General features: G+C 61.9%; 25 protein-coding genes and 1 pseudogene. 14 read left to right on the top strand and 12 right to left on the bottom strand.

Annotation, left to right across the window (positions count from 1 at the left end):
- Positions 1–15: 15 nt before the first annotated feature.
- A pseudogene (locus tag DV706_RS22545) lies at positions 16–111 on the bottom strand (DUF7532 family protein); the annotation flags it as partial.
- 249 nt (positions 112–360) lie between these two features.
- Here DV706_RS22545 and DV706_RS04325 point away from each other — a divergent pair.
- Both DV706_RS04325 and DV706_RS04320 read left to right on the top strand, forming a co-directional pair.
- The gene (locus DV706_RS04325; RefSeq protein ID WP_049889810.1) at positions 361–1,368 is read left to right on the top strand and encodes a PrsW family intramembrane metalloprotease; all 1,008 of its coding nucleotides are present in this window, start codon (positions 361–363) and stop codon (positions 1,366–1,368) included.
- A gap of 70 nt (positions 1,369–1,438) precedes the next feature.
- The gene (locus tag DV706_RS04320; RefSeq protein ID WP_006066359.1) at positions 1,439–1,789 is read left to right on the top strand and encodes a hypothetical protein; all 351 of its coding nucleotides are present in this window, start codon (positions 1,439–1,441) and stop codon (positions 1,787–1,789) included.
- Between the two features lie 111 nt (positions 1,790–1,900).
- On the opposite strand, the gene DV706_RS04315 is transcribed toward DV706_RS04320, so the two are convergent.
- Complete coding sequence (locus DV706_RS04315; protein WP_136350799.1) at positions 1,901–2,506, bottom strand: riboflavin synthase; 606 nt, start codon at positions 2,504–2,506, stop codon at positions 1,901–1,903.
- A 134-nt stretch (positions 2,507–2,640) separates the two neighbouring features.
- Here DV706_RS04315 and DV706_RS04310 point away from each other — a divergent pair, with 134 nt between their 5' ends.
- The 4 genes from DV706_RS04310 (at position 2,641) to DV706_RS04295 (ending at position 4,230) form a co-directional block, all read left to right on the top strand.
- Complete coding sequence (locus DV706_RS04310; protein ID WP_006066361.1) at positions 2,641–2,931, top strand: DUF7533 family protein; 291 nt, start codon at positions 2,641–2,643, stop codon at positions 2,929–2,931.
- A gap of 109 nt (positions 2,932–3,040) precedes the next feature.
- A complete protein-coding gene (locus DV706_RS04305; protein ID WP_006066362.1) occupies positions 3,041–3,301 on the top strand; it encodes a hypothetical protein in 261 nt (86 codons plus the stop codon).
- Positions 3,302–3,682, top strand: coding sequence for a hypothetical protein (locus tag DV706_RS04300; RefSeq protein WP_006066363.1), 381 nt, complete (start codon positions 3,302–3,304; stop codon positions 3,680–3,682).
- Positions 3,683–3,777: 95 nt separating this feature from the next.
- Positions 3,778–4,230 (top strand): pyridoxamine 5'-phosphate oxidase family protein, encoded by a 453-nt coding sequence (locus DV706_RS04295; RefSeq protein WP_049889811.1) that lies wholly within the window; start codon positions 3,778–3,780, stop codon positions 4,228–4,230.
- A gap of 51 nt (positions 4,231–4,281) precedes the next feature.
- Here DV706_RS04295 and DV706_RS04290 read toward each other — a convergent pair whose 3' ends face one another.
- The gene (locus DV706_RS04290; protein ID WP_006066365.1) at positions 4,282–4,431 is read right to left on the bottom strand and encodes a DUF7560 family zinc ribbon protein; all 150 of its coding nucleotides are present in this window, start codon (positions 4,429–4,431) and stop codon (positions 4,282–4,284) included.
- Positions 4,432–4,569: 138 nt separating this feature from the next.
- Entirely contained in the window at positions 4,570–5,235 is a 666-nt protein-coding gene (locus DV706_RS04285; protein ID WP_006066366.1) for a helix-turn-helix domain-containing protein, read from the bottom strand.
- 129 nt (positions 5,236–5,364) lie between these two features.
- Between DV706_RS04285 and DV706_RS04280 the strand changes: the two genes are divergently transcribed.
- Complete coding sequence (locus tag DV706_RS04280) at positions 5,365–5,751, top strand: winged helix-turn-helix domain-containing protein (protein WP_006066367.1); 387 nt, start codon at positions 5,365–5,367, stop codon at positions 5,749–5,751.
- A 382-nt stretch (positions 5,752–6,133) separates the two neighbouring features.
- On the opposite strand, the gene DV706_RS04275 is transcribed toward DV706_RS04280, so the two are convergent.
- The 3 genes from DV706_RS04275 to DV706_RS04265 all read right to left on the bottom strand — a co-directional run bounded on the left by DV706_RS04275 (position 6,134) and on the right by DV706_RS04265 (position 10,526).
- Entirely contained in the window at positions 6,134–8,056 is a 1,923-nt protein-coding gene (locus DV706_RS04275) for an aldehyde ferredoxin oxidoreductase family protein (RefSeq protein ID WP_006066368.1), read from the bottom strand.
- A gap of 260 nt (positions 8,057–8,316) precedes the next feature.
- The gene (locus tag DV706_RS04270) at positions 8,317–8,511 is read right to left on the bottom strand and encodes a DUF1328 family protein (protein ID WP_006066369.1); all 195 of its coding nucleotides are present in this window, start codon (positions 8,509–8,511) and stop codon (positions 8,317–8,319) included.
- 98 nt (positions 8,512–8,609) lie between these two features.
- On the bottom strand, positions 8,610–10,526 hold the full coding sequence (locus DV706_RS04265) for a bacterio-opsin activator domain-containing protein (RefSeq protein ID WP_049889812.1): 1,917 nt from the start codon (positions 10,524–10,526) through the stop codon (positions 8,610–8,612).
- 111 nt (positions 10,527–10,637) lie between these two features.
- On the opposite strand from DV706_RS04265, the gene DV706_RS04260 reads away from it, so the two are divergent.
- Both DV706_RS04260 and DV706_RS04255 read left to right on the top strand, forming a co-directional pair.
- Complete coding sequence (locus DV706_RS04260; RefSeq protein WP_006066371.1) at positions 10,638–10,826, top strand: HVO_0649 family zinc finger protein; 189 nt, start codon at positions 10,638–10,640, stop codon at positions 10,824–10,826.
- A 136-nt stretch (positions 10,827–10,962) separates the two neighbouring features.
- Positions 10,963–12,063, top strand: coding sequence for an archaeosine biosynthesis radical SAM protein RaSEA (locus tag DV706_RS04255; protein WP_136350798.1), 1,101 nt, complete (start codon positions 10,963–10,965; stop codon positions 12,061–12,063).
- 130 nt (positions 12,064–12,193) lie between these two features.
- On the opposite strand, the gene purQ is transcribed toward DV706_RS04255, so the two are convergent.
- The 4 genes from purQ to DV706_RS04235 all read right to left on the bottom strand — a co-directional run bounded on the left by purQ (position 12,194) and on the right by DV706_RS04235 (position 15,003).
- Positions 12,194–12,874 carry a phosphoribosylformylglycinamidine synthase I gene (purQ, locus tag DV706_RS04250; protein WP_006066374.1) on the bottom strand — a complete coding sequence of 227 codons (681 nt, stop codon included), beginning with the start codon at positions 12,872–12,874 and terminating at the stop codon, positions 12,194–12,196.
- Positions 12,875–13,126 (bottom strand): phosphoribosylformylglycinamidine synthase subunit PurS, encoded by a 252-nt coding sequence (gene purS, locus DV706_RS04245; RefSeq protein ID WP_006066375.1) that lies wholly within the window; start codon positions 13,124–13,126, stop codon positions 12,875–12,877. It lies immediately after the preceding gene.
- 169 nt (positions 13,127–13,295) lie between these two features.
- Positions 13,296–13,667: a rhodanese-like domain-containing protein gene (locus DV706_RS04240; protein WP_006066376.1), complete on the bottom strand. Its 372-nt coding sequence runs from the start codon at positions 13,665–13,667 to the stop codon at positions 13,296–13,298.
- A 100-nt stretch (positions 13,668–13,767) separates the two neighbouring features.
- Positions 13,768–15,003: an FAD/NAD(P)-binding protein gene (locus tag DV706_RS04235; RefSeq protein ID WP_006066377.1), complete on the bottom strand. Its 1,236-nt coding sequence runs from the start codon at positions 15,001–15,003 to the stop codon at positions 13,768–13,770.
- An 85-nt stretch (positions 15,004–15,088) separates the two neighbouring features.
- On the opposite strand from DV706_RS04235, the gene DV706_RS04230 reads away from it, so the two are divergent.
- The 4 genes from DV706_RS04230 (at position 15,089) to DV706_RS04215 (ending at position 18,087) form a co-directional block, all read left to right on the top strand.
- A complete protein-coding gene (locus DV706_RS04230; protein WP_006066378.1) occupies positions 15,089–16,375 on the top strand; it encodes a GTP-binding protein in 1,287 nt (428 codons plus the stop codon).
- Positions 16,376–16,387: 12 nt separating this feature from the next.
- The gene (locus tag DV706_RS04225) at positions 16,388–16,618 is read left to right on the top strand and encodes a DUF7511 domain-containing protein (protein ID WP_006066379.1); all 231 of its coding nucleotides are present in this window, start codon (positions 16,388–16,390) and stop codon (positions 16,616–16,618) included.
- 62 nt (positions 16,619–16,680) lie between these two features.
- Positions 16,681–16,938, top strand: a complete 258-nt coding sequence (locus tag DV706_RS04220; protein ID WP_006066380.1) for a hypothetical protein — start codon at positions 16,681–16,683, stop codon at positions 16,936–16,938.
- 198 nt (positions 16,939–17,136) lie between these two features.
- Positions 17,137–18,087 (top strand): formyltetrahydrofolate deformylase, encoded by a 951-nt coding sequence (locus tag DV706_RS04215; RefSeq protein ID WP_006066381.1) that lies wholly within the window; start codon positions 17,137–17,139, stop codon positions 18,085–18,087.
- Positions 18,088–18,131: 44 nt separating this feature from the next.
- On the opposite strand, the gene DV706_RS21650 is transcribed toward DV706_RS04215, so the two are convergent.
- A complete protein-coding gene (locus DV706_RS21650) occupies positions 18,132–18,290 on the bottom strand; it encodes a DUF7576 family protein (RefSeq protein WP_006066382.1) in 159 nt (52 codons plus the stop codon).
- 116 nt (positions 18,291–18,406) lie between these two features.
- Here DV706_RS21650 and DV706_RS04210 point away from each other — a divergent pair, with 116 nt between their 5' ends.
- Positions 18,407–19,714 (top strand): acetamidase/formamidase family protein, encoded by a 1,308-nt coding sequence (locus DV706_RS04210; protein ID WP_006066383.1) that lies wholly within the window; start codon positions 18,407–18,409, stop codon positions 19,712–19,714.

Genomic DNA, 19,714 nt, shown 5'->3' with positions numbered 1-19,714 from the left:
CCCGAACATCAGTTCGACGGCCTCGGCAACGGTGGCTGCGGCGGCCTGTCGGTCGTCGGTCTCGAGACCGACGTCCCGACGTGCCCGCTGAGTCCGCTGATCGAAGTGCATATCGATCGATTGGGCAGCGAGGCCTTTGTGGATTCCGAGTCCATGTCGTGGCCGTCAGCTGTCGGGATTGGACAGTGGAGAGCCAACAGAAGCGGCTGTGGTGAGGGTTCGTCTGTGCCGTGGTGAGCCGACCGTCCCTTCTCGAGCAGGGCGTTCATCTCACGTCTGACTCGGTGCCAGCGGATACTACTGAACGATATGACGACTTACCGCCGAACGCTTACCGGCACGGGGCTCATAGTGACAGTCATGCAGGGTAGGCGCGACCCGGTCGAACAAGCCGACGAGCACTCGAGGGACCTCTACGATGTGTCGACGTGGGAGCCACGGTCGGCGCTCGACCGGCTCGCGTGCTCGGTTTACAACGGGATCAGTTACGGCCTCCAGACGATCGTTCTTGCCGTCGCGTTCGTGATCACCCTCGCCTTGCTCGCCCAGCCGGCAGTGCTCGTCGTTGAGGAACCGCCACTGGCCGTGTTCTTCGGACTCTCGGTCGTTCCCGCGGCGTTGCTCGCCGCGTTCATCTGGTATTCGGATATCACGACGAACGAGCCACTCGGACTCCTCGTTGCGACGTTCATTCTGGCTGTACTCTTTGCAACGTTTGCGGCCGTCGTGAACTCGACGATGGGACCGTCGTTTCAGGCCATTCCCGTCGTGGGGACGCTCCTCTTTTTTTATCTGATCGTTGGCCCCGTCGAAGAGGCCGTCAAACTACTCGCGGTTCGCGTCTTCGCCTATCGGAGCGATACGTTCGATGCGGTCATCGACGGCGCAGTGTACGGTGCGGTCGCCGGACTCGGGTTTGCCGCGATCGAGAACGCGATCTACATCGCCGGTACGGTCGCACAGGCCGGGGTCGGGACAGTTACCGCGGCGACCGGCATTGCAACTGTCCGAGCACTCGTCGGGCCAGGGCACGTCATCTACTCCGCGATCGCAGGCTACTATCTCGGCCTCGCGAAGTTCAACCCCCAACACGCCGGCCCACTCGTCGTGAAAGGACTGCTCGTTGCGGCGTTCGTCCACGGGACGTACAACGTTACAGTCGGAATCGTCCCCGAGGTCGTCGCCTCGGCCTACCCCATCAGCTTTGGGCTGGCGTTCGTTTCCTACGTGATCCTTTTCGATCTCGCCGTCGGCTACTATCTCTACCGCAAAATCGTTCGCTACCGTCGGACGTACCGCGCAGTTAGAGACGAGACCACTGTCCCATCCAAGCCGGGACGAACGGAGTTCGAGCCGCCACAACGGTAGCTGCAAGCCGGCAGCAAGGGCGCACCTGCTGTCCCAGTGTATATCCGACTCGAGTGAGTACCACCTTGTGATGGTCCCAGTTATCGGTTCGCTTGTCGCGTTTGTTGTTGCACTACTTGTCGGCGGGCTCGCGATCTACGTCGCCGCGTCAGTCGTCGCCGACGTCGAGGACTACTCCCACGCGATCCTGACGGCACTCGTCGGCGCGATCGCGTGGGCGTTGACAGCCTGGATCCCGCTGTTTGGGCCGTTGCTCGCGTTGATTGCCTGGGTTTGGGTCATCAACTGGCGGTATCCTGGCGGCTGGATCAACGCCGGGCTCATCGGGCTGATCGCCTGGATCGCCGCGCTCGCTATCCTCTTCGTGCTCAACGCCGTCTTCGGCCTCGGTGTTGGCGCGTTCGGCGTGCCGGGCGTCTGATACGGACTGCTGTCGTCACTGACCGCCGATCACCGACCCCGTCTCTGGTGATCAGCGGTACATCGGTACAACAAACCGTATGAGGAGCCGTCTGCTGTCCTGTTCGAGGATCTACTCGAAACGGGCCTCGAGCAGCCGTTCGACGTACTTTGCGAGCACGTCGACCTCGAGATGCACCGGATCGCCGGGCTCCTTTTCCGAAAGCGTCGTCAGCTCGTAAGTCGTTGGAATAATCGCGACGGTCACCCGCCCGTTGTCGGCATCTAAATCGGCGACAGTGAGGCTGATGCCGTCGAGCGTGATCGATCCTTTCTCGACGACGTAGCGGCCATAGCCCGCTGGCAGTTCGAACTCGAAAAACCAGTCTTCGTCGACGGATTCGATGTTCGAGACCGTCGCGACCGCGTCGACGTGTCCCTGGACGACGTGGCCATCGAAGCGGCCGTCCGCGGGCATTGCCCGCTCGAGGTTGACCGTGTCTTCCTCAGCGAGCTCGCCGAGGTAGGTCCGCTCGACGGTCTCAGTCGCAAGGAAGACCTCGAACCACGCGCCCTCCTCGAAGCGTTCGACCGTGAGACAGACGCCGCTGACGCTGATGCTCTGGCCGTGTTCGAGCCCCGTTGCGACCTCGTCGGCACCGATTCTGAGCCGAAGCCCGTCGTCGGTTCGCTCTCGAGCGACGATCTCGCCGGTTTCCTCGACGATTCCCGTGAACATACTCGAAAATGAGAGCCGTCGAATAAATCCGTTCCGAACTCGTGACGCGTTCCAGTTCCGTGAACTACGTACGACGAGCACTGGTGGGGTGACAGTCGTCGCCCTTTTGACTACATCCGCATTATGAGCGCATAATGGCCGGTATCATCGATACGATCAAACTCGCGGGCGTCCTCGTGCTCGCGCTGCCCGCCGCACTTGCCGGACTCGAGTTCCTGTTCGTTCGCGGGGAGACGATGACCGGGACGATCCTGCTTGTCCTCGCCGTTGCGCTCGTGGTCATCCAGCGGCGACTGACGACGCCATCGGACGTTCCCGGACTCGCTGCCAAGCGCGTTGCCGACGTCGTAACGAGCGACGCGGAGACGGGTTCGGATGAGGACTCTGAGACTGCCACCGACCGCCGCCGTGACGGTCAGCCGTAACGGCTTGACGGTCACACTCTCTACGGCGCAGACAGCGGTGGTGTCCGTGTGCTGGACGTTCTGACGCTCTCAGGCTCGAATTTATCGGCATGGAGACCAAACTATTGGTATGACAACACACGTCGAACGCTCTTTTCGTGGCATCTCCGAGCGGCTCACAGTGCGATATCTGACGAAGCTGGGTGGCGAGCAGGTCGACGACGACACCGTCGAAGGTGACAACTGGACGGCGACGTTCTCATCGGAAACGGTCTCCGTCGGTCCCTCGCTGACGCTGACCGAGATTACGATCGTGTTCGAAGGCGAGCCGGACCATCTCGAGCCACTCGTCGATGAGTTCGCCCAGAAAGCGATGCGAGCAGGTGGGTAGATGGCCGGTGAACCGATCGACGGCCAGGTGCTCATCCTTACCGCGGCGAAAGCGAGCGTCCCACCGGCCCGACTGCCCAACCTCGTCGACCGAGCACAGAAACGGCTGGCGCCGGCCCTCGAACGATACCGCCGCGAGTACGAACGGCTCTATGCGGACGACGAGCGTGAGGTATTCCTGGTGGAGTGGGGCCACTGGGAGACACTCGGTGACGACCTCGAGGTCAGCGACCGTGAGCTAGCGGCGATCCGCCGTGCCCACGAGGAACAGCTGTTGCGAATCGGGCGACGAACCGATCGCGAGGACACGTTCGAGACCGCACTCGAGATTCGAGAGCCGGTCTGTATCGGGACCGACGGAGATCGCACGAACGGCGTGTGAGCCGTCTCTCCCCGAAACCGCCAGCAGCCAGACGGCGGCCGATGCCGATGGCAACTATAAAGAGTGTGTTCGCCCTCTCTCGATGCACTGAGACGATGGCTATTAGTCAGGAAACAGAAATGACTGCCGCGGCGATAGACGATTTTCTCGGTCATCACGAGACGGGAGTGCTGTCGCTTGCACGCACCGACGAACCATATTCGATTCCGATCTCATACGGCTATGACGACGATGATCGAGTTTTCTATATGCGACTGGTGTCGACACCGGAAAGCGAGAAGCGAGCGTTCCTCGACACCTCTCCGTCGGCACGGCTCGTCGTCTACGACGAGCAGGCCTCGAGCTATCGGAGCGTCATCGCAACCGGAACACTCGAGAACATCCCACCAGCGGAGCTGACGCCGTCACAGATTGCCCAGTACGGCGACGCGAAACGGCCACTGTTCGAGATCTGGGCACAGCAAAAAGACGAACTCGATATCGAACTGTATCGACTGACACCCGACTCGCTCAACGGCCGACAGACCGACATCGACCGCGAGGCGTAGTTTCGAAAGCCATTGCGTCTCGAGACTGCTGTCGAGGCGTCTCCAACAGTATCAGCTCGTCGGTTGCTCGGCAGCGAAATCCCCGGCTGTTACCTCAGCACCACAGACTGGACAGCCGTGTCTCAGGGTGGCCTCGCGCATTGCCTCGTTAACCTCGATTGCTTGTCCGCAGTCAGGACAGGTAAATTCGTATCTACTCATGAGGGGGGCGACGTTTGTCTAAGCCGGTGAAGTCTATGTACATCGTTGTGCATGATCCGTATATAGTGCTGCGGTTCGCCGTCGAAATCCAGTAGTTGCCGAAGGGTTCTTTAACCAGAAACTGCCGCCACGACCCGCTCATCGCTCGTCGTACTCGAGGATCGAATCGAGGAGCTTCGTCTGTGCAGCCGCGAGATGTTCGGTAAACGTCGTACTCGCAATTCCGAGTTCCTCGGCAACTTCGCCAGCATTGGCCCGCTTTGGGTGATCAAAGTAGCCCATCTGGTGTGCCGTCTCGAGCACTTCGAGTTGCCGGGCAGTCAGCTCGCTCCGATCGACGAAGACGAGTTGCTGTTCGGTGTGTTCCTGTTGTGACTGGAGTAGTCGCTGAACGTCCAGATTCGAGCACTGCTGTTTGAGATCACCAATAATCGCCTGCAACCCCTCCATATCCTCCGCATGGAACGTCAGAAACAGCGACGAGCCGAGCGTGCTAACGTCAACTACTGGCGATCCGTGGCGTTCGATACACTCACACGGACAGCCATCACCGAGTTCACGGGTAAACCGATACACTCGACTCGAGCCGTATGAAAAAACCGGCGACAGCTCGACGTCGATGTCGAACGTCTCGGGATACGTCTCGGCTTCGAGCAGAAACTCCACGGAAACGCGCTCCGGTGTATCCGCGCTCGTACTCCTCGAGACCGAGAGAACGCGTCCGTCTGTCGCCGCAGACGCCGCTGTCACGACACAGTTGGCCGGATTGTCGATCTTTATTTCTGCGCGAATCCCCGAAGCCATCAACCATCGTTAGCAGTGGGTCCTTCTAAACCCTGTGTCCGAACGGAACCGCCTGCCCCCGTATAAAACACCCTGTATTTATTGGGGCATATTTGGAGGGGGCAGGGTCACTCTCTTGGAGTGAACACAATGTCCGCGACGAACGCCACTACGAAGCGAGGTTGGTCGACAGCTGACCACTCCGTTGACGCACAGGCAGTACTCGCTGCACTGGACGACGACGCTTGCAGAGCGATTCTCGAGGCGACGAGCGAAGAGTCACTAACGGCGACGGAGCTCTCCGAGCAGTGTGATATCCCCATGTCGACGGCCTATCGGAAAGTCGAGAAGCTGACCGACGCCGATCTGGTCGAAGAGCGAGTCCGTATCAACACCTCCGGAAAGCATGCGACTGAGTATCACAAGTGCTTCGACGATGTACACATTTCGTTCGACGACGGTAAAATTGAAATCGAAATCACGAAGCCCGAAGCCGACACCGACGCCAGCGCGCAGTTCGCCGTTGCTGACGACTGATACGGTCTGCTGTCTCGTCGCGACCGCGGGCACATTCGGTCGGGCTGGCACTGACTGACAGCAGTCCTGACGCGCTCGTCGCGTCCAAATCAGCAGTCGTAGCGGACGACGCGACAGTTGCGATCGAGCTCTGTTTCTCTCGGCTATTTCCGTCTGCTCATACGGTTTGCTGTCCCTGTGTCTCGGAGCGACCGCGAACCCGCTTGCGGTTGGATCAGAACTGAGAGGCAGTGTCGTAGTCATCGCGACGAGACCCAGAACGTCGGCCGAAACCTCGAGGACGGGTCATCGTCCAACTCGGGCGACGTGGAGTCGTCGAACTGATCGTCGAGCGGGACGACCGCGAAAAAACGATCTCTCGTTGGTCCAAAGGCGACGGTGATCAGTCGTCGGCTGGTGCTGGCGAGTCGCCGGCGCTGACACCTGTTCCCGGCCCGATATCGATCTCGAGTTCCTCGAGTTTCTCATCGGGGACGACGCCGTCGACCCAGCCACGGTGGTCGTAGTACTCGGCTTTCATCTCCTCGAGTTCGCAGTACTCGCCCTCGCTTGCACCCTGTCCGCGGATGCCGTCCTCGAGGAAGCGTGCGGGCAGCGAGTCGTCCGTGCCGTCGAAGCCGGCGAGGTTGTTGTAGTAGCGCTCTAAGTTGTAGATGCGCTCGCCCGTTTCCATGAGTTCGTCCTCGCTGACGTCGAGTCCGGTCATCCCGTTGTACTGGAGGACGTACTCCTCGATGCCTTCGGCGAAGGCGTTGAACTTGCAGATGTCGAAGGAGTCGCTGATTGCGTGGAGATCCTGGAAGGCAGCCGTGAGTTCGCCCTTGCCCTCGTACTCGTAGGGGTCGACTTTCTCTGGGATGCCCAGAATTTCGGCGGCTGGCGTGTACCCGCGCAGGTGGCAGGCCCCGCGGTTCGAAGTGGCGTAGCCGATTCCCATACCCTTCATACAGCGTGGGTCGTAGGCAGCGATCGTCTGGCCTTTGACCGCAAGCGAGTTGTCGTGGGCCGCCTTCTGTTCAGCGACGCGGCGTGGCCCCTCTGCGAGCAGGTCCGCGAGGTCATCCTCACGGCGGCCGATCCGCTCGATCAGATCGATCATGGTCTCGGCATCGCCCCACTCGAGTTCGCCTTCGGCCTCGAGTTTGCCCTCGTCGGACATCTCCATGGCCATCGCCATCATGTTGCCTGTCTCGATAGTGTCGACACCCATGTCGTTACAGCGGTCGATCATGAGCGCAACGGCGTCGCGGTCGGTGTGCCCGGAGTTTGGTCCGAGGGCGTACGCCGATTCGTACTCGTAGGACTCCATCCGAACGTTCATTTCCTCGCCTTTGTGCATCGTCTGCACTTCGACTTCCTTCTTGCAGGCGACTGGACAGGAGTGACACGTCGGCTCGTCGACGAGAATGTTCTCGCGGACGTTTTCCCCGGAGACCCGTTCGGCGTCGATGTCGACGCCCTCGGCATCGCGCATGGCTTCGGTCGAGGTGTATTGGCCGTTTTTGGTCGGGAGACCGTCCATCTCCTCGCCGATGTTCATCAGGACGTTCGTCCCGTACATCGAGAGCCCGCCCTCGTTGGGTGCGGTGACGTCGGATTCCTGGATGGCCTTCATCGCCTGCTGGTGCCCTTCTTTGAACGTCTCCGGATCTGCCGGCTGGGGCATCTTCGTCGAGGACTTGATGACGATTGCCTTGAGGTTTTTCGACCCCATGACACAGCCCGTGCCGCCGCGGCCCGAGGCCCGGTCGTCCTCATTGATAATACAGGCGTACTTGACTTCGTTCTCGCCGCCAGGTCCGATCGCCATCAGCGAGAGGTTCTTCCCATAGGCTCCGTCGACCTCTTCCTCGAGGTGGTCTCGCGTCTCGTGGACTCCCTTGCCCCAGAGATGGGAGGCGTCACGAAGCTCGAGTTCACCGTCTTCGATGTAGGCATAGACTGGTTCGTCGGCTTCGCCCTCGAACAGCAGGCCGTCGAAGCCGGCCCATTTGAGGCGAGCGCCCGACCAGCCGCCGTGATGGCTGTCGGTAACGGTGCCTGTAAGCGGTGACTTCGTACAGACGGCGACCCGACCGCTCATCGTTACTTGTGTGCCCGACAACGGCCCGTTCATAACCGCGAGCAGATTATCGGGACCGAGCGGGTCAACGTCCGGCCCCTGATCGAAGACGTACTTCACGCCGAGTCCTCGAGCACCGATGTATTTTTTCGCGTCATCCTCGTCGATCGACTCGTATCCTACTGATCCGTCCGAGAGGTCGACGCGTGCGACTCTGTCTTGGAAACCGCCGAGTTCTGTCATAGTAACTTCTCACTCTTTATTTGGACGCCCACAATGTTAGTCGTTCCCACCATACAGTAACCATCTATGGTTACGTTTCGTGAGGCGAGTGCTGTCGGGGGAGGCGCGTACAGAAGCTAGAAAGTCTCGACTTTCGGTGTAACGCCGGCGAGCAAATACTGCCAACTCGTAACTAGTAGCGGTAATTTCATCCGGGACTGGACGGCACCTGCGTGGGTGGCTACAGCCCTGCCAGTAGACGGCACCCACTGGGACCGACTCTATAACAGGAGAGCGACGATCGCGAGGATAACGAAAATCAACACGAAGATGCGGGCGATCTCCATCGAGACACCGGCAACGCCACGCGCGCCGACGGCTGCGGCGACGATCGCGAGCACGAAGAAGATCACTGCCCAGTACAGGAAGCCGCCGCCACCCATCTGCAGTGGATCCGCCATTGCGTTCTCGAGCATATCCCGGGCTATCACCAGATGGCAGATAAACACCTGCGACCGTCTAGCCTCATAATCCCGCACTACAGCGGATTAAGACTGGCATTCAGCCTGCAGTCTCAATCCGAGGATTGCGTATCGTTGAAAAAGGCCTGACACAGTTTCGACTCAGCTGTCCGCAGGTGTTCGTGGAACGTTGGTCGCGAGACGCCCATCGACTGGGCGAGTTCTTCGCCGGTCGTCGGACGAGGCCACTCGAAGTAGCCACTCAGGTACGCTCGCTGTAGCGCAGCGAACTGGCGCTCGGTGAGATCGCCCTCAAGCCGAGCAGCGAACTCTTGTCGGGTCTCGTGTTCACGATCGCGTTGTTGGAACGAGACGATATCGGTGCCGGGGTAACGGTCTTCGACGCCCTCGACGACCGAGCGGACGTTTGCTGAACGCGGAATCTCGAGTGCGAGGTCGGTGCGTCCGTCTTCGCTTTCGATCGACTGTGTGCGAACGCCACGTTCGGAGAGCCACCCGACGAGATCGTCGCCACCGGAGAGTTCGACCAGACATTCGTCGTCGTGTTCGACAAGGATACGACAGTCGAGGTCGGGGATTTCGCCGACGGCTGCAGTGAGGTCGGCAGCGGTGGCGTCGGGCCCGGTGACGGTAAACAGCGATGCCGTCTCGTCGTCGGTGCGGTGGACCGAACGGCGGTATTCGAGTCGGCAGTCCGCCGCAGCCGAAAGGGCTGCTGGCGCGACGGCCAAATCGGTAAGCGTGAGTTCGACAGCGACGACAGCGTCGGTTTCGAGCACGCGGCTGGTTTCACGGGCGTTGACACCGCTTGCGACTGCGCGGGCAAGCGCAGAGAGAATAACCGTCTCACGCTCGTTGATGGTTCGACCGTCGCCGGCACAGACAGTGAGTACGCCGTACTCGATGTCGTTGTACGTCAGCGGAAACGAGGCGTGTGTCGTCCCCTCACGCGTCTCGGTCGTCGCAGTATCTTCAGCGAGTGTGGCCGCAGTCGGATGGTCAGCGTCAGCCGGAACGCCCGTTTCGGGACAGCCTCCTGCACTCGTTCGGACGTCGATCGTCCCCGTCGCAGGATTTCGTTCACCGATCCACGCGCCGTCGTAGACCGTCTCCATCGCGATCCGATCACAGACTTCTGCTTCGAGTTCGGATCGAGTGGTCGATCCCGCGACAACGTCGGTGACGTCCTGAATGAGTCCCTCGACCCGATCCAAGATGTACTCGAGTTCCGCGGTTCGGCGCTCGAGTTCTAACTCGGCCCGTTTGCGAGCCGTCACGTCGTTCTGGAAGCCGACGTAATGAGTGACTGTTCCATCGTCGTCGCGGACAGGGGCGATCGTGACCTCGTTCCAGAACGGGGTGCCGTCTTTGCGGTAGTTCTTGAGTTCGACCGTCACTGGATAATCCTCGTCGATCGCCGCTGCCATCTCGGCAATGGCCTCCTCGCTCGAGTCTTCGCCCTGCAGGAACCGGCAGTTCCGTCCCACGACCTCGTCGAAGCTGTAGCCAGTCATGTCTCGATAGGCGTCGTTGACGTAGACGAGCGGGTTGTCCTCGAGATCCGGATCGGAAATCGTGATCCCGACCGGGGCCTCGTTGATCGCGCGGTCTTTGACCGCGCGGTCGCTCTCCCCGACGGGGGTGAACTCGTCAGCCGGACGGTCAGGCTCCCCCGCGCGACCGCTGTGCTCGAACGTAATCGTCGCTCCGTCGACGGAGCGGTGGATACGCGCGTTGTAGCGCTCGAGCGACACCGTCCGAACCGTGCCGACCGTCGTCTCGTCGATGGCCGACTCGATTCGTGGCCATGACTCGAGAACGGTCGCTGGGTCCCAGTCGCCCGTCCGCTCGTCGGTTGGCAACTCGAATGCATCCCGTGCGGCCGCGTTCGCATACGTGACCGTCTCATCAGCGACGGAGACAACGGGATCGACGACTGACTCGAGCGCACTGGCTGCAGCGGTCGCGTGACCGCCACCACCCCCATACTCCGCATCGGCGTGTTCCATGGTCTCCTCTTCGAGCGGCAGCATCCTAAGAGCCACGGGGATTGCTCGGACAAACAACCAGTTTCGAATCTGACCCGAACTATTATGAGGGACTATGTCATATGATGACATATGTCCAAGGCACGATCACCGTTTGAACAGCTCCGAAACAGATTCAACGAGACGGACCTCGAATGCTCGGCGTGTGGGTACATCGACGACGACGGAAACTGGCGCGTCAGCGCTGCGGGGAGCCGCGTCAAGTACCAGTTCATCTGTCCCACCTGCGACGCCATCGAGACGCGTGAGATGCGTCTTTAGGTCCGTTCCATTCTTGAGTGATGACGAGCATCGTGAGTGATGACGACAGGTGATCGACTGCCGTCTCGAGGACAACACCGCTGGTGCCGGCCGCTAGACGAAGGCGCTTTAGGCGCTGACGCGCTTTTTCCCCACAATGAGTAAACCCACGCCCGACGTCTACGAGCAGGGCAAGGGCATGGACGCCCACAACAAGGTCATGCGGGAGATCCGCTCGCGCAAAGAGGCGAGCTACGATCCCCACGAGCCGACTCGCGTCTGGCTCGACGAGGACAACACCCCTGGCGGCGTCAAACGAAGTCTGACGATCATTCTCAACACCGGTGGCTGTCGCTGGGCTCGCGCCGGTGGCTGTACCATGTGTGGCTACGTCGCCGAAAGCGTCGACGGCGGCTCCGTCTCTCACGAGGCCCTGATGAATCAGATCGACGTCTGTCTCGAGCACGAAGCCGACAACGCAGACGAGCCAGCCGAACTCATCAAGATCTACACCTCCGGCTCGTTCCTTGACGAGCGCGAAGTCGGCGCGGACACCCGCCGCGCCATCGGCGAGACGTTCGCCGACCGCGAGCGCATCGTCCTCGAGTCACTGCCCGACTTCGTCGACCGCGAGAAGATCGGCGACTTCACCCGCCACGGTATCGACACGGACATCGCGATCGGTCTCGAGACGGCGACCGACCGGGTCCGACACGACTGCGTCAACAAGTACTTCGATTTCGCGGACTTCGAAGCTGCTTGCGCGGAAGCCGCCGAGGCCGACGCGGAGGCGGGCGACGACGCCGACGCGGGGATCAAAGCCTACCTCCTGATGAAGCCGCCGTTCCTCACCGAATCTGAGGCCGTCGAAGACATGATCAGCTCGATCGAGCGCTGTGCCGACGTCGACGGCTGTCACACCGTCTCGATGAACCCGTGTAACGTCCAGCGCTACACGATGGTCGACGAACTCTACTTCCGCGACGGCTACCGGCCGCCGTGGCTTTGGTCGGTCGCCCACGTCTTAGAGCAGACGGCCGACGTCGACGCCATCGTCGTCTCGGACCCCGTCGGCCACGGCTCCGACCGCGGCCCACACAACTGCCAAGAGTGTGATGACCGTGTCCAGAAGGCGATCAAGGATTTCGACCTCCGACAGGACCCCACCGTCTTCGAACAGGTCTCCTGTGAGTGCGAAGGCACCTGGGAGGTCGTAATGGAACGCGAACGCAGCTTCAACCAGCCACTGACGCGATAAGGCCCTCGAGCCGTCGAGTCGATCCCGTCCTGTACGGCGTCGTCTCTCCAGTGCGCTCCCGACTCGAGACGCGACCGCTGTTGCTCGAGCGATCAGCGACAAAAAACCGTCCACCGTCGAGAAAACAGTGTTACGCCGACTCGAAGCCCTGCAGCACGCCCTGTCCGTCGGTCGGACCGATGTCGGGCAGCGTCACGCGCTCTGGGTGGGGCATCAACACCGCGACGGTCTCGCGGTCGCCGATGACGCCGGCGACGTTGTGTTTCGAGCCGTTCGGGTTCACATCGGGCCCCGTCTCGCCGTTCTCGTCGCAGTACCGGAAGAGAACGCGATCCTCGTCCTCGAGTTCGGCCAGTCGGTCGTCGTCGACCTCATAGCGCCCTTCGCCGTGGGCGATCGGGATCTCGATGACGTCGCCTTCCTCGTAGGCGGCCGTCCAGGGCGTGTCGTCGCGTTCGACACGCAGGTAGACGTGCTCACACTGGAAGCGTGCGCTCTCGTTGGTCGTAAATGCGCCTTCAGTGAGGCCGGACTCACAGCCGATCTGGGCCCCGTTACAGACGCCGAGCACGGGAATGCCATCGGCAGCGGCCTCGCGGACCGCTTCCATGATCGGCGAGCGTGCAGCCATCGCACCCGCACGCAGGTAGTCACCGTAGGAGAACCCACCGGGCAGCATGATCCCAGAGAGATCTTCGGGGAGGCCGTCCTCGTGCCAGACGATTTCGGCGTCGATATCGAGGTGCTCGAGGGCGCGTTCGGCGTCCCGGTCGCAGTTCGAGCCGCCAAAGCGGATGATCGAAACCGTCATCTACCGTTCGTCGACCTCCACGTCGTAGTCGTGGATGGTCGGGTTCGCAAGCAGTCGTTCTGCCATCTCGCTTGCGCGCTCGCTCGCGGCGTCAGCCGACTCGGCCTCGAGGTCGACCTCGAAGCGGTCCGCAGCGCGCAGATCCTCGAGTTCGAAGCCAAGCCGCTCTAAGGCTTGCTGTGTGGTCTCGGCTTCGGGATCGAGCACGCCGTGTTTGAGTCGGACGGTCACCGTCGCGGTGTAGCCAGTCATTACCTGTTACCCCGTAACCATGCTCAAAAACGCTTTCGCCTTGCGTCTGTCATGCACGTTCGTGGATACCCCGCGCAGCCACCGGACTCACACGGTCTGCGGTCTCGAGTTCCCGGTGAAACTGGAGGCTGGTTACGGGTCCATCGGTACTGACTGACAGGAGTCCGTGTCAGGGAACGAGTCGGCGAAGCAGCGACGAGAGTCGGTAGCCGATCGAGCCATTCTGATAGCCGTTCCAGCCCCGCATTCCGCCGGACAGTGTCACGGCGTCGTAGCCTTCCTCCTCGAGCACCGCTGTTGCCTTCTTGGCAACGATACCTGCCTTACAGACCGTGACGACCGTCTTTCCCTTCGGAATCTTCGACAGTGACTGTCGAAATTCGGCGTCGTCGCCACGTCGAAGATCGTCGTAAACGGGGATGTTCTGACTGCCGTCGATGCCGTCACGCTGGTGGGTCTTGCGCGGGCGAATGTCGAGGACGTACAGCGACTCCCCGGTTTCCAGTCGCTCCTCGAGTTCGGGCGGCCTGATCTTGCTCATAGAGCACAATACTACACACACATACAAAACGGCATGGATGCGACGTGGCAACCGGCAGGTCGCTGTCGGCGACCCGAGGGAATCGACTATCGGACGGCGTTCAATCGGCCGCCAGCGGAAGCCTGTCCTTAGTCGCGATCGCCCCCGTCAGCCGGTCGGCTGCACGCCGCGCGCCGGCGATGTTCCCCGCGAAGGGGCCAACCGTGCCGGCCGCCAGCGCGCCGGTGACGAACAGCGACGACTCGCCGCCGTCGGCTCGCGACCACGCCAACGTCTCGTCGTCGAGCACTGGCATGCCGCGATATCCTCGCTCGAGGCCGAGTTCGCTGGCGACGCGGTCGACGAACGGGTGGTCGAAGACGGGTGCAAAGCCCGTCGCCAACACGGCGCGGTCGGCCGAGAGACAGCCCCCAGTCTCGAGCAACAGCCGTACCTGTCCGTCAACCTCACGGGCGAAGCAGATGTCCCCGCAGCGAACCGACAGCGGTCCGTCGTCGGCTACCGACTCGAGGCGCTCAAGCAGCGTCTGGGGAACCGTAGCGTCGTTGCGCGCCGCGCGAACGATCTCGTATCGGTCCTGTGAGCCCGCTGGCTGTCGGTGGAGGTGGTTCTCGATGTGATTCCAGTTGATCCAGCGCGGGTCGGCTTCGCTGGTCGCCGTCTCGAGTTCGTGGCGTGAACAGAGCGTCACCGCTTCGCGCTCGCGTTCGGCGAGACAGGTCGCAAGCTGGGCGGCCGTGATCCCGCCGCCGACGACGATCGTCTCCTCGGCAGGCGTCTCAGGGTCGAACCCGTCCCAGACGTGGGTGACCGAGTCGACACCATCTGCCCACGCTGGCTTCCGGTAGCGGCCGCCGTGGCCGATCGCCAGCACGCAGTTTCGGGTCCGGATCGCCTCGCTCGAGCCAGCGCCGTCGGCTGCTGGCGTCTCGAGAACGAGCCCATCGCCGCATTCGGTCCGACGGATCGCATCGACGTTTGCCTGACGGTGGAGCCGCTCGAGGTCGTTGCCCGCGATCACGTAGTCGGCGTAGTCGAGAAACAGCGACAGCGTCGGCCGCTGTGGATACCCCGGCGTCGGCAGGAGTTCGTCCGTCCGACCTCGCCCTTCGGCGAAGCTCTCGAGGCCGAACGGCTCGGTGCCGATGTGGTGGACGAACGTCGACCGGAGTTCGTCCATCTCGCAGGCGTCAGCCTTCCGGCGAAACGACTCGAGCAGGCGCTCGTGGGGGTCGACCACCAGCACCTCGTCGCGTTCGAGGGTCGTGTCCTCGAGCAGCCGCTGACAAACGTACGTGCCGTGGATGCCACCGCCGACGATAACGCACTCGAACATCGGACGGATGTTCCGTCGCCGTCTTAATAACTATACCGAATAGGATAATAACTACTATTAGCACCGAGTTCGTGTTGTTAACTGAATGTCCGACAACTCGATTCCCGTCACGGTGCTGTCCGGTATCCTCGGCGCCGGTAAGACGACCGTTCTCAACCACGTACTGCACGAGAGCGACGATCGGGACCTCGCCGTGCTCGTCAACGACATGGGTGAGGTCAACGTCGATGCCGACCTCGTCGCCGAATCCTCTGATATCGCCGACGAAGACGAGGAGCTAGTCGAACTCTCCAACGGCTGCATCTGCTGTGAACTCCGCGGCGATCTGCTCGATGCCATCGGCGAACTTACCCAGCGCCGCGCGTTCGACGGCATCATCGTCGAATCGACTGGCGTCGCCGAGCCACTCCCCGTCGCCCAGACCCTGACGCTCGGCTTCGACCAGTCCGATCTCGATCCCACCGAGTTCTACGAGGAGACCGGTATCGAACCGCTCGAGGGGTGCCATCTGGATACGACTGTCACGGTCGTCGACGCCCACCAGTTCCACACCGCGATGGAGTCCGACGAGATCCTCGACGACGATGGAACCAAAAAGCACCTCGGCGACCTGCTGGTCGAGCAGGTCGAGTTCTGCGACGTTTTAGTGCTGAACAAGTGTGATCTGGTCGACGAGGAAACCCTCGAGAAGGTCGAATCCACGCTCGAGGTGCTCCAGCCCCGTGCCGAGATCGTTCGCACCGAACACGGCCGGATCGACCCCGACAACATCCTCGAGACCGATCGCTTCGACTTCGAGGAAGCGAGCCAGTCGGCAGGCTGGATCAAGGAGCTCCAGGAGCCCCACGAGTCGGCCGAAGAGGAACACGGCGTCAGCTCGTTCGTCTTCGAGGCGCGTCGGCCGTTCCACCCCGAGCGCTTTGCCGACCTGCTCGATGCGTTCCCCGATGCGGTCGTTCGCGCGAAAGGCCACTTCTGGCTCGCAACCCGAGAAGACGAGGCGCTGACGTTCAACGTCGCCGGCCAATCAGTTCGTGTCGGACCCGGTGGGCAGTGGATCGACACGCTGCCGGCCGAAGAGCGGCGCGAACAGCTCGAGGCAAACCCGCAACTCGAGGAGCTGTGGCACGACCGATGGGGCGACCGCAACGTCCGGCTCGTCGTGATCGGTACCGAAATGGACCACGAGTCGCTGCGAGACGACCTCGCCGACTGTCTGCTGACCGACGACGAACTCGAGGCCGACTGGTCAGCGTTCGAGGATCGATTCCCGACGTTCGAACCGCCAGAGCCTGCGGCCGAGGATGCGGCCGACGAACCCGATGCCGACGACCAGCAAGAGCAGACAGAGGAACTCGGCATTGCAGACTGACGCCGTTCGCCAATGACGGAACGGAACACCGACGTCGAACGTCGGGCGGATACAGCCGAGCCACCAGCCGCTGGTGACCGCTCGCCTAGCGACATCTCGCCGTGCTATCAGGCGTATCTCGAGTGCAACGATCACCGGCCGGACGTCTGTACGATCTACTCGGCGGTGACCGCCGGCTCCATCGAGGAGACGTGGATCAGAGCGACCGGCTCGGCGTTCGTCTCTCGAGACGCGATGCGCTAACCCGCCGCGGTCGACGCACAGACGCCCCGTCGTACGACCACCTAGCAGTTTCCCTACACATCATGTCCACACCATTCCAAACCGCCGTCAAATCGACTGTCCACCACACCCACCGTCGCGACGCGATCGACCGACTGATCGAGAGCGACGAGCGACTGAACCTCTCGGTTATCGTCCAGCTAGACGGGCTCCGCGGTGAGTTCCGTCGACAGGCACTCGAGGGGCTTGCCGACTGTCGGGCGACCGCCGAACTCGAGACGCTTGCAGAAGAGCAGACCCTCGAACCGGCGTTGCGCCGTCGCGCACGCGATCTCGCCTAAGTCGGCCCCGCACAGACTGCCGCGAACCGTCACCCAGTGGTTCGTTTTCGGCGATCGTGAACGATTGTTGAGAAGCGATATTGCTATCTTGCTACTTGTCTGCCCGCAGAATCATCGGCAGAAAGCAGGACTTTTGACCACACGTAGACTGAAACTCGTACTGATGGACCAGAATTCGCTCGAGCGGAGGTGGTTGCGATGACGACGAACGTAACAGAGATTACCGTTATCGGAGACGACGATACCGGGCTGGTCGCTGGCGTGACCAGTCTCCTGTTCGAGCGCGGGATCAATATTGAAGACCTCGATCAGGCCGTTCGGGACGGCGTCTTCCGGATGTATCTCGCCGTCGACACCTCCGAGATGGTCTGTACGGAAGCAACACTGCGCGAGGACCTCCACGACCTCGGCGACGAACTCGGCCTCGACGTACAGGTTCGGTTCCCCGCCGACCGCGAGACCCAACAGATCGCCGTCCTCGTCACGAAAGAGAGCCACTGCCTCGAGGCACTGTTCGAGGCGTGGGCGAACGACCAACTCGGCGCGGATATCGGCGTCGTCATCGGTAACCACGACGACCTCCAGCCGCTTGCCGAACATTACGATGTGCCGTTTCACGACATCGGTGACGATGGCGGCCAGCAGAACGAAGACGAACTGCTCGACCTCCTCGGTGAGTACGACGTCGATCTGATCGTGCTGGCGCGATACATGCGCATTCTCAGCCCGAACGTCGTCTTCCGCTATGAGGACCGTATCATCAACGTCCACCCGAGCCTGCTGCCCGCCTTCCCCGGTGCGGAGGCGTACCGACAGGCCGTCGAAGAAGGCGTCCGCGTGGCCGGCGTGACCGCCCACTACGTGACGACCGACCTCGATCAGGGACCGATCATCACCCAGCGCGCGTTCGACGTCCCTGACGATGCCGATCTCGATGAGATGAAACGCCGCGGCCAGCCACTCGAGGCAGACGCGCTGCTCGAAGCTGTCAAACTCCACTTAAACGGCGACGTCTCGGTTCATCGCGGCCGAACGTCGGTCCGAGAAAACGGAACTGGCTACCAGCTCGGCCTGCCCGACGAGATCGAACAGTTCACGCCGGATCGGCCGGTCGACGGGATCGGCAGCGTCGTCGCGAACGACCAGTAGCTGGGCCAGTCGGCGAGCGTTTTTTCGGACCCGTGTCGCGTTGGCTACGCCTCCCAGAGCTCGAGGCAGGCGTCGCTACAGAAATATTGGTGGATCGCCGTGCCGTCCTCGACGGTGCTGACGACGCGTTGTTCAGACGCCGATGCAACGGAGTCGCCACACTGTTGACACTCGGGTGGGTCCTCGTCTGTGAGTTCGACCATTATGCGACTGGATGCAAGCGTCACACTTGAACGAATCTATCGTTACCATTGTCCGCAGTTCACTCAGCCTCGGTGACAGTAGGCTTATCGACGTCGGTGGCGTATTTTGGTATGGCATGGCACAACGAGAAATCGAAGAGGAGCTCTTCGTCGACCAGTACACGCTCGGCCTCGTCGGCCCCGATCAGGAGTGGGCGGGAACCGTCGCTGACGGCGGGACGATCGAGACGTATACGCCGCCGGGCTGTTGGGGGCCGATGATCACGCCGGAGTTCCGCGGTGGCCACGAGGTCACGCGACCGATCCGTGTCGAGGGGGCGAGCGTCGGCGACGCCGTGGCGCTTCACATCCACGACGTCGAGGTGACGAGTATGGCGACGAGTACGGGCTCGATGGCCGAACGCGAGGACGCCTTCGGCGACGATCCGTTCGTCGACCACCGCTGTCCTGAATGTGGAACCGAGTGGCCCGAGACGATCGTCTCGGGCACGGGCGAGGAGGCGATCAAGTGCGCCGAGTGTGGCGCGAACGCCTCCTCCTTTGGCTTCGAGTACGGCTACACCGTCGCCTTCGACGACGACGGCACCGTCGGCATCACGCTCGACGAGGACGCGGCCCACGACCTCGCCGAGAACGCCGACGACGTGATGGACATTCCTGAGAACTCACGCCAACATCCAATCTTGCTGTACGAACCCGGCGAGATGCCCGGCACGCTCGGGCGCCTGCGACCGTTTATCGGCAACGTCGGGACGACGCCGCCGGTCACGATGCCCGACTCGCACAACGCCGGCGACTTCGGCCAGTTCCTCATCGGGGCCGACCACGACTACGGCATAGAGAGCGAAGCCGACCTCGAGGACCGAACTGACGGCCACATGGACATCCCGCAGGTCCGGACCGGCGCGACCCTCATCTGTCCCGTCAAAGTCGACGGGGCTGGCATCTACGTCGGCGATCTCCACGCCAATCAGGGCGACGGCGAACTCTCACTGCATACGACCGACGTCAGCGGCACCGTCCGCATGGACGTCGAGGTCATCGACGGCCTCGAGCTCGACGGGCCGGTCTTGTTGCCACCCGAGGAGGACCTGCCTTTCATCAGCAAACCCTACAGCGACGCGGAACGCGAGGCTGGCCACGACCTCGCCGACCAGCACGGCGTCGACCTCGAGGATGACATGGGCCCGATTCAGGTCATCGGCTCCGGCGCGACGGTCAACGATGCGACCCAAAATGCGTTCGATCGGGCGACGAAACTGCTCGAGATGAGCGAAGGCGAGGTTCGCTCGCGGTGTACGTTCACCGGCGGCGTCCAGATCGGCCGTCTGCCAGGCGTTGTCCAACTCGACATGCTCGCGCCGATGGCCGTCCTCGAGGAACGCGGGATCGACCACCTGGTGCGCGAACAGTACGATCTCTGA

This window comes from Natronorubrum bangense, assembly GCF_004799645.1.
In the GTDB taxonomy this organism is placed as follows: Archaea; Halobacteriota; Halobacteria; order Halobacteriales; family Natrialbaceae; genus Natronorubrum; species Natronorubrum bangense.
This window is presented reverse-complemented; position numbering and strand designations above follow the sequence as displayed.